At 64.5% G+C, this 12,350-nt stretch carries 12 protein-coding genes; 2 read left to right on the top strand and 10 right to left on the bottom strand.

Annotated elements, in window-relative coordinates; translation table 11 throughout:
* Positions 1-66 precede the first annotated feature (66 nt).
* From VW23_RS07385 to VW23_RS07340, 10 genes are all read right to left on the bottom strand, one after another.
* The gene (locus VW23_RS07385; RefSeq protein ID WP_069908935.1) at positions 67-735 is read right to left on the bottom strand and encodes an exopolysaccharide biosynthesis protein; all 669 of its coding nucleotides are present in this window, start codon (positions 733-735) and stop codon (positions 67-69) included.
* 2 nt (positions 736-737) lie between these two features.
* Positions 738-1,121, bottom strand: a complete 384-nt coding sequence (locus VW23_RS07380; protein ID WP_069908934.1) for an SHOCT domain-containing protein — start codon at positions 1,119-1,121, stop codon at positions 738-740.
* Positions 1,122-1,134: 13 nt separating this feature from the next.
* Positions 1,135-1,740 carry an HdeD family acid-resistance protein gene (locus VW23_RS07375; protein WP_084645720.1) on the bottom strand — a complete coding sequence of 202 codons (606 nt, stop codon included), beginning with the start codon at positions 1,738-1,740 and terminating at the stop codon, positions 1,135-1,137.
* Positions 1,741-1,852: 112 nt separating this feature from the next.
* Positions 1,853-3,094 carry an arginine deiminase gene (gene arcA, locus VW23_RS07370; protein ID WP_069908933.1) on the bottom strand — a complete coding sequence of 414 codons (1,242 nt, stop codon included), beginning with the start codon at positions 3,092-3,094 and terminating at the stop codon, positions 1,853-1,855.
* Between the two features lie 19 nt (positions 3,095-3,113).
* On the bottom strand, positions 3,114-4,544 hold the full coding sequence (locus VW23_RS07365; protein WP_084645718.1) for a basic amino acid/polyamine antiporter: 1,431 nt from the start codon (positions 4,542-4,544) through the stop codon (positions 3,114-3,116).
* A gap of 439 nt (positions 4,545-4,983) precedes the next feature.
* Entirely contained in the window at positions 4,984-6,072 is a 1,089-nt protein-coding gene (locus tag VW23_RS07360; protein ID WP_069908932.1) for an exo-alpha-sialidase, read from the bottom strand.
* A 55-nt stretch (positions 6,073-6,127) separates the two neighbouring features.
* Positions 6,128-7,051 carry a carbohydrate ABC transporter permease gene (locus tag VW23_RS07355; protein ID WP_069908931.1) on the bottom strand — a complete coding sequence of 308 codons (924 nt, stop codon included), beginning with the start codon at positions 7,049-7,051 and terminating at the stop codon, positions 6,128-6,130.
* A complete protein-coding gene (locus tag VW23_RS07350; protein WP_069908930.1) occupies positions 7,048-7,950 on the bottom strand; it encodes a carbohydrate ABC transporter permease in 903 nt (300 codons plus the stop codon). Before VW23_RS07350 ends, VW23_RS07355 begins: the two co-directional genes overlap by 4 nt.
* 10 nt (positions 7,951-7,960) lie before the next feature.
* A complete protein-coding gene (locus VW23_RS07345; RefSeq protein WP_069908929.1) occupies positions 7,961-9,238 on the bottom strand; it encodes an extracellular solute-binding protein in 1,278 nt (425 codons plus the stop codon).
* Between the two features lie 72 nt (positions 9,239-9,310).
* Complete coding sequence (locus tag VW23_RS07340) at positions 9,311-10,405, bottom strand: ABC transporter ATP-binding protein (RefSeq protein WP_069908928.1); 1,095 nt, start codon at positions 10,403-10,405, stop codon at positions 9,311-9,313.
* Between the two features lie 148 nt (positions 10,406-10,553).
* Between VW23_RS07340 and VW23_RS07335 the strand changes: the two genes are divergently transcribed.
* Positions 10,554-11,507, top strand: a complete 954-nt coding sequence (locus VW23_RS07335) for a dihydrodipicolinate synthase family protein (RefSeq protein ID WP_069908927.1) — start codon at positions 10,554-10,556, stop codon at positions 11,505-11,507.
* A 37-nt stretch (positions 11,508-11,544) separates the two neighbouring features.
* The gene (locus tag VW23_RS07330; RefSeq protein ID WP_084645712.1) at positions 11,545-12,261 is read left to right on the top strand and encodes a GntR family transcriptional regulator; all 717 of its coding nucleotides are present in this window, start codon (positions 11,545-11,547) and stop codon (positions 12,259-12,261) included.
* The last annotated feature ends 89 nt before the right edge of the window (positions 12,262-12,350 follow it).

The raw sequence follows: 12,350 nt of genomic DNA, 5'->3' as shown, positions 1-12,350 counted from the left end.
CAATTGCGCCCTCTGGGGAGAGGGTTAGGGTGAGGGGCGCCAAGCACGCCAGCCTGCCCGCCCCCCTCAAACCACTGTATCAATCGCCCACAGCACCGCGATGATCGCAAAGATGGCGAGCACCACTGCGATCACCCCCAGCACACCCACCAGCACCCCACCGAGGATCAGCAACCCGTCGCGGTTGAGGATGCCGGCGCTGATCATTGCCACCGCCAGCGATGGCAGCATGTTGCAGAACGGGATCGGCGGCAGCATCACCAGCGCCATGCCGATGTTGAACAACCCGAGCAGTGGCAGCGCCGGCCGGCTCGACAGCGCGAACAGCCGCGGCGAGGAGACCCGGGTCAGCCCCTCGGCGATCCGCGCCAGAATATCCATCAGCTTCATCAAAGGCTTCAGCGGCAGCCGCCGCTCGCCGAACCACCGCCACAGGTGGATCGGCCGATGGAACAGCATCAGGATGGCGAACGCCAGGATCACCAGCGAGACGACGAAATTGTAGCCGGGCGGCCCGGGCAACAGGTTGAGCAGCGCGAACACCAGCAGCGCCAGTGCATGCGAGTGGATGCCGATCAGCTCGATCAGCCCGTTGCAGGTCAACCGCGCATCCGGCTCTTCGGCCACCCTGCGCAGCTTGGCGATCATCTCGGCGAGTGTCGCCTGGATCGGATCGTTCTCGCCGGCCGGCGGCGGGGCAGAGGCGTCCGCCGCCGCTGGTGTCGTTTCGGTCACCGTCAGTGCGCCAGCGCCGCCGCCTTGATCTCGGCATACTCGGCTTCCGTGATCGCCCCCTCGTGCAGCAGCGTCTTGGCTCGGGCGATCTGATCGGCCGGCGTTGTCTGCGCCACGCCGCGGATATAGGCGTCGGTCTGCGACTTGAATTTCTGCTCATCGGCGAGTTGCCGCTGCGCCATGCCCTGGCCGCGCGCGATGATGTAGACCAGCGCCGTCAGCAGCGGCACCAGCAACAGCGCAATGATCCAAAGCGCCTTGGCGAAGCCGCCCATCGAATTGTCGCGGAACACATCGACGACGATGCGCACCAGCACCATCAGGTAGGACAGAAGGAAGAAGCTGATGGCGATCAGCCACAGGAATTCCCAGAAGTTCGAGGTCATCTCTATCTCCAGTTCAGGGTGAAGGCGGTGCGGGTTGAGCGCCCCGCGGCACGACGACTTTCCAGGCGAGCGCCAGCATGGCGCCCCCTTCCCCAATCAATTCCAGCCCCACGAACAATGCGATCACCCAGACCGGCGGCTCCGGCAGGCTGGCGATCAGCAGCAGCGACAGCGCAATCCCGAGGACGCCGCTGAGCACCACCCATAGCCAGTTTTCGAACGGCCGGATGGTGAAGCCGAAGGTCAGCCGCGCCACGCCCTGCACCATCAGGAAGACGATCACCAGCAGCGTGATCACCTCGCGCGCCTGGGAGGGGTTGCGCAGCAGCAGCATGCCGACCAGCAGCGCGATGACGATCGACAACAGCTGCATGCTCGAATGTGGCATCTGCCGCGTGCCGAACAGCGCCACACCCTGCAGCGCCGCGGTGGCGATCAGCAGCCAGCCGAGCGGCACCGCAATCGCCGCGCCGCTCAGCAGCGGATAGAGCATGGCGAGCAGCCCGGCAACGATCAGCAGGATCGCTTCGGCGATGTAGACCAGTGCGTATTTGCGCACCGCCTGGTGCATCGCTGCGCGATACGCCTCGGCTGCCTGCTCGAGCGTGATGCTTTCCATCTCGGCCTCGCTACAGCGAGATCAGGAAAAGTTGCAGACTTTTCCGGTTCGATCTCGCGACAAAAACAAACATCTGGAGCGGGAGGGCGTTTCGACGAAACGCACTCCCGCTCTAGTAATCCACCGCGTCGCGGCTGATCGGGCAGGTCATGCAATGCCCGCCGCCCCGGCCGCGGCCGAGCTCGGACCCCGAGATGGTGATCACCTCGATGCCTTCGCGGCGCAGCAGCGTGTTGGTGTAGGTGTTGCGGTCATAGGCGAAGACCACGCCGGGCGAGACGCAGACGAGGTTAGCGCCTGAATCCCACTGGGTGCGCTCGCGCATATAGGCGTTGCCGCCGGTCTCGACGACGCGCAGTTGCTTCAAGCCCAGCGCCTCGGCGACCGTCTCGACCAGCCCCTTGTCCTTGCTGAGCACGATGCCGCCCTTGCCGTCCGGACGGTAGGAGAAGCATTCGATCTTGTTGACGATATCGGGGTAGAGCAGCACGCAGTCGCGATCGGCGAAGGTGAACACCGTGTCGAGATGCATCGCGGCGCGGAGTTTCGGCATCGCAGCGATGATGACGCGCTCCACCGCGCCCTCAGCGAACAGCGACTGCGCCAGCTGCGCGATGCCCTGGCGCGAGGTGCGCTCGCTCATCCCGATCAGCACATTACCCTTGCCGATCGGCATCACGTCGCCGCCCTCGAGCGTCGCCATGCCCCAGTCCCTGGTCGGATCGCCCCACCAGACATTCACCTTGCCGGCGAAGTCCGGATGGAACTTGTAGATCGAGGTGGTGAGGATGGTCTCCTCGTGCCGCGCCGGCCAGTACAGCGGGTTGAGCGTTACACCGCCATAGATCCAGCAGGTGGTGTCGCGGGTATAGAGCGTATTGGGCAGCGGCGGCAGCAGGTACTCGTTGACCCCCGCCGCATCGCGGACCAGCTCCATCAGCCCGGCGCCATGGCTATCGGGAAACTCCTCGGTGGAAAGCCCGCCGATCAGCGTTTCCGCCAATTGCCGATTGTCGAGGCCTTCGAGATAGGAGCGGACATCGTCGACGAGGTCGGGGCCGACCTGGTTGGCGGCCACCTGGTTGTCGAGGATCCACGTCTTGGCCTCGGGCACGGCGACGGTCTCGGCCAGTGCGCTGTGCATCTCGACCACGTCGACGCCGCGATCCCTGAGCTTCTGCATGAAATCGAAGTGATCGCGCTTGGCCACATCGACCCACATCACATCGTCGAACAGCAGGTCGTCGCAGTTGGACGGGGTGAGCCGCTGGTGCGCCCGCCCGGGCGCGCACACCAGCACCTTGCGCAACTGGCCAACTTCCGAATGCACTCCGAATGCAGTTGCCGTGCTCATGGCAGGGATCTCCAGAAAATCATGGGACGATGGCGCCGCTGATCAGCCCCCAGGCGCCGGCAAGGCTGGCGATGAGGGCGACGGCGAAGACGATGAGCTCGGCGGGGCTGAACAGGCGGAGCTTTTGTTCGCGGCGGGCCCAGAAGTAGAGGATGGTGCCCGGCACCAGCAGCACGGCGAGCAGCAGCACATATTGCAGCCCCGCCGCGACGAACATCACCAGGGTGTAGAGCACCGCGATCCACGCGACGATCTGGTCGCCGGTCCGCTCGCCGGGCGTCGCCTCATAGCCCTCGCCGCGCCGCGCGATCAGCACCCCATACCCCGCTACCAAGAGGTAGGGCAGCAGCGCCGTGACGCTGGTCATATCGAGCATGAAGTTGAAGGCGTCCTGGGAGAAATAGGTCGAGATGACGAACAGCGAGACCACGATATTGGTGAGCCACAAGGCATTGGCCGGCACGCCCTGGGCATTCTCGGCGGCGAACAGTTTTGGCATGTCTTTCGACTTCGCCGCCGCGAACAGCACCTCGGCGCAGATCAGCGACCAGGCGAGGTAAGCGCCGAGCACCGAGATCAGCACGCCGATCGAGATGAACACCGCGCCCCAATGCCCGACGATCTCTTCCAGCACCCCGGCCAGCGATGGCTGTTGCAGCCCGGCCATCGTCGCTTGCGGCATGGCGGCATAGGGCAGGAGCGTAATCGCCACCATCAGTCCGGTGACGCCGAGAAAACCGAGGATCGTCGCCGTGCCGACATCGGCGCGCTTCTTGGCGAAGCGCGAGTAGACGCTGGCGCCCTCGATGCCGAGAAACACGAACACCGTGATCAGCATGGTGTCGCGCACCTGGTTGACCAGCGACTTCTCCGGCATGCCGACCCCACCGAAGAAGTTCTCGGCAAACTGCTGGTAGTTGAACACGAGGATCATGATCAGCAGCGCCACGAACAGCGGCACCAGCTTGGCGATGGTGACGATGGTGTTGATGAAGGCCGCCTGCTGCACACCGCGCAGGATCAGGAAGTGGAAGGCCCAGATGCCGCAGAGCGACACGATGATGGCGATGACCGAGCTGCCGTCACCGAAAATCTCGGGAAAGAACCGTCCGAGCGTCGAGCCGATCAGCACCCAGTAGAAGACGTTGCCGAGGCAACTGCCGAGCCAGTACCCGAAGGCCGACAGGAACCCCATATAGTCGCCGAAGCCGGCCTTGGCGTAGGCGAACACACCGGAATCGATATCCGGCCGCTTCGCCGCCAGCGTCTGGAACACCCGCGCCAGCATGTACATGCCGGTGCCGGCAATGGCCCAGGCGATGATGGCGCCGAACGGCCCGGTGGCCGCGCCGAAGCGGCCGGGAAGATTGAATATCCCGGCGCCCACCATCGATCCTACGACCATGGCAATCAGCGCATTGAGTGAGAGCTTCCCGTCCTTCGTCGCCACGAAAGCCTCCAGATCTCAAGTATCACTGTGCGATTTCGTACATATACTGTTCATCCAAAAGCTTAGATGCCGCTTCGTGCGACGCGAATGAACATTTATTATTGCAGTTTATTACAATGACGGGCGGATGTCATTATTGTGCTTGGGGTTGTATCCGACCGACCGCGCACCCCCTCCGAGCTACGCTAGGTCGCTATGCTCCCAAGCTGCGCTCGCTCCCCCCTCAAGGGGGAGGTGGGCATCGAGCTTGTGGCACGGTCAGGCCAAAGCCACCGGCGGACACCCTCCCCTGCACGGGCTTCGAGTCGGCCGAAGGCAAAATCGCTCCAGTGGAGCGATTTTACGGGAGAAGGCCATGAGAGCTATGCTCGAATGGCCGGGATGGGGAGGGGTGTGCAGCGTACTCGATGGTCGTTGGAGCGCACCGGCTAAGCTGTCGCTACACCGAGAACAACGTCGCCCCGATGAACCGATCGGTGTCGGCGCCGTAGTTATAGTAGTACGCGGTCAGCAGTTGGCCATCGGGCCGCACCACGGTGCGCGGGTAGCCGAGGTCGGCCACGCCGCCGTCGTCGCGCAACACGATATCGTCGCTCCAGGTCGCGCCGTCGTCGCTGCTGACCCTGGCGCGCATGCCATAGGGGGCGTCGCGATAGCCATAGACCAGCACCAGCCGCCCATCGGCCAGCCGGTTGATGGTCGGCGGATTGCTGTTATGGCCGACCCGCGGCACCGGCGTGCCGACATGCCGCCAGCTCTTCCCCGCGTCGCTCGAGCGATAGAGGTCGATCCAGGCCCTGCGGTCCGGTCCGCGTGGCGCCGCGCAGCGGACGAAAGTGAGAATGTCGCCACCAGGCAACCGCAGCGACGCCGGCATGATGGCAAAGCCCTCGGGCTCATCGCCAACAAAGCTCTCGAAGCTAAAGCTCCGGCCGCCATCGCGGGTCCGCGCGGCAAAGACCTGGCCTTCGTCGCCATTGGCTTTAACCGCGGTGAGGAGGAACAGCGCGTCATGCTGGCCGAGCGGCACGATGTCGGTGCGCGCCGATACCCCCGGCAGGCCGAAATCGCCGAGCCGATACGGGCCCTGCCAGCTCCTCGCCCGGTCGCGGCTCACGTAGAACCAGCTGATCGACCCCGCATCGAGCCCAGTGCGGGCGCACATCACGATGGTCTCGGGGTCGGTGAAATCGATCGGCTGCTCGAGCACCGGGATGTCGCGTTCGACCACGATATTGGGCTGACTCTGCAGCGCCTCGACTACGTGCTCGTCGCCCGACAGCGACGTGCCGCCCGGGATGGTGCCGGTGAACAGTTCGTCGCTCCAGCTCAGCCCGCCATCGAAGCTGCGCGCCTGCCGGCCGATGAACGGCCGCGTCTTGTCGCGGGCATGCAGGCTTTCCTGTTCTCCCCGGAACCCCTGGGAGAACACCACCACCACTTCGTCGCCCCAGATCCACATGCCGTAATTGGCTGGCCAGGCAACGAACTCGCCCGCCTTGCGGTAGATCTCGAGGTGCTGGGTCATGGTCAAATCTCCGTCGGGCCCGCGAAGGCCGGGTCGCAATAATCGTGGGGAAGCATCAGCCCTTGACGCCGCTGGTCACTGCGCCGTCGATGACGTAGCGCTGCGCGAACAGGAAGACGATGATCACCGGCAGGGTGATCAGCGTCGCCATCGCCATCACCACGTTCCAGCGCGCATCGGGTCCGCTCTGCAGCAATTGCAGGCCGATCTGCAGCGTCGCCATCTCGCGCTGCGAGGTGAGGATCAGCGGCCAGATGAAATCATTCCAGGCGCTCTGGAAGCTCAGCACGCCGAGCACCGCCATGGCCGGGCGGGCCAGCGGCAGCAGGATGCGCCAGAAGATGGTGAAGGTCTTGGCGCCGTCGAGCCGCGCCGATTCCTCGTACTCGATCGGGATGCGCGAGAAGAACTGCCGCATCATGAAGATGCCGAACGGCGTCGCCGCGGTGGGGAGGATCATCCCCCAATAGGTGTTGAGCAGCCCGGTGCCGCCATTGCCCAGCCAGTCATTGCCACCGGCGAATGGGATGCGCTGCACGATCAGAAATACCGGCACGATCTGGCTCTGCGCCGGCACCATCAACAGGCCAACCACCAGGGCGAAGATCAGGTTCTTGCCCTTGAACTGCATCCGCGCCAGCGCGTAGCCGGCCAGCGCGCAGAACAGCATGTTGGAGACGGTCGAGCCGAGCGCGAACACCAGGCTGTTGATCAGCTGCCGCCCGGTATCCGGGCCGGCAATGGCGTCGATATAGTTCTGCCAGACGAGGCTGTTGGGGATGAAGTTGGGCGGAAACTGGAAGGTCTCGGCATCGGTCTTGAACGAGGTCGACACCATCCACAGGAACGGCGTGATCGTCGCCAGCGCGGCGAAGATCAGCAACCCGTAGCCGATCGCCCGCTCGGCCAGCGGCCACCAGCGCTGCTGGAACGAGACGGTGGGAGCCGCCGGAGCGGCCACTTGCGCTATGTCGCTCATGATTCACCCCGGCGCATGATCTTGGTGCCGATGATCGAGAACAGCAGGATGGCGAGGAACAGCACGGTGGACATCGCCGCCGCATAGCCGAACTCGGTATAGCCGAAGGCGGTCTGGTACATCTGGAACACGATGGTTTCGGTGGAGCCGAGCGGCCCGCCATTGGTCATCACATAGATCGCGCCGAACACCTGGAAGGTCTGCACGATCAGGATGATCATCAGGTAGAAGGTGACGTTGCTCAGCATCGGCACGGTGATGCGGAAGAAGATGTCCTTGGTCTTGGCCCCATCGAGCCGCGCCGCCTCGTAGATATCCTTGGGGATATCCTGCAGGCCCGCCAGATAGATGATCATCGCAGTGCCGAAATCACGCCAGATCGCCATGACGATCAGCGAGGTCATCGCCAGGTTGGGGCTCTGCAACCACGGCTGTGGCGGTAGCCCGAGCTGCGTCAGGGTGCCGTTGATCGGGCCCGAATAGGGCTCGTAGACATACATCCACACCACCGCCGCGGCGATCAGCGAGGTCAGCACCGGCAGATAGAAAATGGTGCGAAAGACGATGCGGCCGCGGAGCTTGCCGTTGAGCGCCACGGCGGCCAGCAGCCCCAGCGCCATAGTCGGCAGCGTTACCCCGACGGTGTAATAGGCGGTATTGCCCACCGCCTGCCGAAACCGGCTGTCCGACACCAGTTTGATATAGTTGTCGAACCAGACGAAGTTGGTCGGCCTGAGGAACGAGATGTCGGTGAGGCTCATCACCACTGTCGCTGCTGCCGGGAGCAGCAGCGACAGGAACAGGATGATCAGGGCAGGCGTCAGGAAGGCGTAGGCGCTCCAGTTCTGCGTGAAGCTTTGTGGCCGTCGGGCCAGAGCTGTGCTCGATTGCAGCGCCATGACCTGTCCTTTAGCGGGCGAGAACCGCGATGACCTCGGCCTCGGCGGCCTTCAGCGCTTCCTCGGCGGTGACGCGCTTGAACAGCGTCTCCTGCACGGCGCGGGCGATGATGGTCACCATGCGCGAGAAGGCCGGGATGGCAGCAGCCTTGGGCGGCGCGAAGCTGGCGGTCTTGATGAACTTCGCAAGGAACGGATCGGCCTGCACCGTCGGGTCCTGCTGCGCCGCCTTCAGCACAGGTACGTTCTTCGAGGCCAGCGCGAACGCCACCTGCTGCTCCTGCGACAGGGCGAACTCGATGAAGCTCACCGCTGCCGCCTGGTTCGGCGACGCCTTGGTCACCGCGAAGCTGAACGGGTCCACCAGTGAGGTGAAGCCGCCCTTCTCCATCGGGATCGGCAGCACGTCGAACTCGATGCCGGCCTTCAGCGCATTATTGGTCGAGTAGTTGCCGGCGATGATCATCGCCGCGCGCCCCTGGTTGATCGGGCTCGCCGAACCGCCTGGCCCGAGGCCAAAGCCGAGATCGGTGACCTTGTCGGTGTGCAGCAACTCGAACATGAAGTTGATCGCCGCGAGGCCTTCGGCCCCGCCGAAAGCTGGCGCCGTCAGGTCGTCGTTGAACAGCGTGCCACCGGCGCCCTGCAGCAAGAGGGTGAAGATCTCCCAGGTCTCGAGATCGTTGTGGAACATGCTGAGGCCGGCCACCTCGAGCAGGCCATTGTCCTGCCGCTTGGTGAGCGCCTTGGCCCATTCGCGCAGTTCGGCCCAATCCTGCGGGCCCTTGTCCGCGTCGAGCCCGGCTTCGGTGACGTATTTGCGGTTGATGCCGAGGCCGCGCGACGTGCCGTAGAGCGGCACCGAAACCTGCTGGCCACCGATATTGCCATAGGCGAGCAGTGAGGCATCGAGGCCGGCGAAATCGACATTGGCAAGCCCGGCCTTGAGGTCGGCCAGCTTGTCGCCGGTCGAATAGGTCAAGGTGTAGTCCCAGTGCTGGATGAACAGGTCCGGCGCGGTATTGCCGTTGATGGCAGTGAGGATCTTTTCGTTCAGCTGGCTCGGCTCGGCGAACAGGCTCGAGTTGAGCGCAATTTCCGGATGCGCCGTCTTGAATGCCGCCTCGAGCGCTTCGCCCGCCGCTTTCTTGCTGCCGGCCAGCTGCGACCAGAACACCAGTTGCTGGTCCTGCGCGAAGGCCTGGCCGATGCCGCTGGCGGCGGCGATGGCAAGGCTGCTGGCGGCGGCGCCAAAGAGGAACTGCCGGCGGTTGGATTTGAAGGTCATCTCGTTACTCCCTTTTGAGCACGCGGCCGGAGGCATGGTCCTCCTCCCCAGGTCGCGAGCGATGAAAACGCGTCAGTCGCGGTGCCCGCGGGCCTGGCCCGCGGCATCGAAGAGGTGGATCTGCTGCAGCGGCACGTAGACGCCGAGCGGCGCATCGGCTGCTATCACCGGATCGCCATTGAACAAGGCGGTCAGTGTCCGGCCGCCCTGCTCGCCATAAACGATGGTGTGGAGCCCCAGCCGCTCGACCGTGCGAGGCGTGATGCTGAGGCTCAGCGCTGGTTCTGTCGGCGCCGCGGTGGCGATCGCCTCGGGGCGGATGCCGATGGTCGCGTCGCCACCGACGGTGAAGCCGGAGGCGTCGCCCGGCAACGCCACCTGCCCGACCCCGGGCACCTCGAGCAGCACGGTACCGCCTTCGAGTCCTGTCACCTTGGCAGCCAGAAAGTTCATCGGCGGACTGCCGATAAAGCCGGCAACGAACAGGTTGGCCGGCCGGTGATAGAGATCCATCGGCTTGCCGACCTGCTCGACCTTGCCGGCGTTCAGCACCACGATGCGGTCGGCCATGGTCATGGCTTCAAGCTGGTCGTGCGTCACATAGACCATGGTCGAGCCGAGCCGCTTATGCAGCTGCGTCAGCTCGGAGCGCATCTCCATGCGCAAGGCCGCGTCGAGGTTCGACAGCGGCTCATCCATCAGGAAAATTTCGGGCTTCCGCACAATGGCGCGGGCAATCGCCACGCGCTGCCGCTGCCCGCCCGAGAGCTTGTTCGGCTTGTCCTGCAGCCGCGTCGTCAGCTGCACTGTCGCCGCGGCCTTGGCCACCTGTTCGCGGATATCGGCCTTCGAGCGCCTCTCCATTTGCAACGGAAAGGCGATGTTCTCGAACACGCTCATATGCGGGTAGAGCGCATAGGACTGGAACACCATGGCCACCGGCCGTTCGCCCGCCTGCCGCGCCGTCATGTCCTTGTCGCCGATCGCCACCGTGCCGGCGCTGACCGGATCGAGCCCGGCAATGAGCCGCAACAACGTCGACTTGCCGCAGCCCGACGGGCCGACGAACACCGCGAACTCGCCATCCTCGATGGCCAGCGACACATCCTTTACCGCCTCGAACGTCCCGTAGGTCTTCGAGACATTCTGAAGTTGCAGTTCGGCCAACGGCGCCCTCCCAGCATGCACGTCCTACCGGCTCGGTGGCAGCGTTAACCCGCTGTCCAAATCCCTCGCCGATGGATTGACCTTGCAACAGAATCCGGCTCGTGTAAACACATAGATTGAACAACTACTCCATCTGGTGATTGTATCAGTGACACAAGAACTCGCAGCCGCCTCTGAAGCCAGCAATTCCAGGGCTCTCGGCGGCATCGTCGCCGCCTCTTTGACCCCTGTCACTGACACCGGAAGCATCGACATTGTGCGCCTGAAGTCGCATTTCGACTGGCTGTTCGCCGCCGGCTGCAGCTACGTTTCGCCGTTCGGTTCGACCGGCGAGGGCGCCTCGTTCTCGGTGCGGGAAAAGCGGGCGGCGCTGGCCGCGCTACAGCAGGCAGGCGTAGCGATGGACCGGCTGATTCCGGCCTCGATGAGCGCCGCGCTCGACGATGCGGTAGCGACCATCGCCGCCGCCGCCGATCTCGGTTGCCGCGCGGTCCTGATCGCCCCACCCTTCTATTATGGCGCCGCCAGCCAGGATGGCATCGCCGCCTTTTTCGAGGCCGCTGCCAACCGCTTCGGCGGCAGCTTCCCGCTCGATGTGGTGCTCTATCACATCCCCGCCATGACCAAGGTCGGCTACGGCGTCGAGCTGGTCGAGCACCTCATTGCCCGGCATGGCAAGCGCATCGTCGGCATCAAGGATTCGACCGGCGACTGCACCCATACGCTGATGCTGGCCAAAACCTTTCCAAACCTCAGGATCTTCACCGGCGATGATCGCGTGCTGCCCGACCTGCTGGCGGCGGGCGGCGCCGGAATGATCGGTGGTCTGCCCAACGTCAACGCCATCGAGCTCTGCCAGTTCTTCGCCGACCCCAGCGGCCCCGCGTCGGCCGGCCTGCGCGACCGCGCCGCAAAACGCATCGTCGCTGTCGACGACCATGGCGGCATCATCGCGCTGAAGGCAGTGAAGGCGCGGATCAGCGGCGACGCCGCCTGGATGCGGCCGCTTGAGCCGTTATTGCCGCTCTCGCCAACCGGCGTCACCGCGCTGATCGAGAGTTTCCGGCAGAGCCAATTCCAATTCCCAGGCGAAGAGGATTGAGTTAACGCTCAGGCGAGCGCGAAGGAGGGAAACGCGTATGTCGACCAAGGTCCTGACGGCCCCGGCCCGACGCACGGTGCGTCGCCAGCGGAGCACGGCCGGCGCCGACAACACGCTGAACCGGCAGACCGCTTACCAGCGCTTCCAGCGCCTGCTGCTAGCCGGCCAGATCCAGCCCGGCCAGAACCTGTCGCAGCGCGACCTGGTGTCGAAGCTCGGCATCTCGCTGGGCGCCCTGCGCGAACTGCTGCCGCGGCTGGAGGCGGAGAGCCTCCTCGCCGTGCTGCCGCAGCGCGGCATCCAGATCACCACCGTCGATCTGAGGATGATCCGCGAATCCTACCAGATGCGCCTCGCCTATGAGCGCGAGGCGACCATCTACGCCATCGAGCATGTCAGCGACGCCGCCCTGCAGCAGCAGCGGGCGCTGCACGCCTCGATCCTCGAGCGCGCCAGCACTGGCGGCATCAGCGGCGCTCTGCTCGATGAAGCGCAGAAGATCGATTCCGATTTCCACGATTTCCTCATCGGCGCCACCGGTAACGAGGTGCTGATCCAGGCCTATTCGATCAACGCCATCCGCGTCCGCATGATCCAACTCGACCGCATCCGGCTGAACCCGGTGGTGCTCGCCCCAGCGCTGGCCGATCATCTCGAGATCATCGACGCACTGTTGAAACGCGACCGCGCCAAGGCAGAACTGGCAATGGAAACCCATATCCACAACGCCCGGCTGCGCGCGGTTACCTTCTAGTTCCGGCCTCGCAGTCGTCGCTTCCCTCCCCCTTGAGGGGAGGGATTGAGGGAGGGGGTGGTGCGGTTATCACCGATGGACCCCCACCC

The sequence above is a fragment of the Devosia insulae DS-56 genome, assembly GCF_000970465.2.
GTDB lineage: Bacteria > Pseudomonadota > Alphaproteobacteria > Rhizobiales > Devosiaceae > Devosia_A > Devosia_A insulae.
The sequence above is the reverse complement of the archived record's forward strand: the minus strand, read 5'-3'. Positions and strand labels throughout refer to the sequence as shown.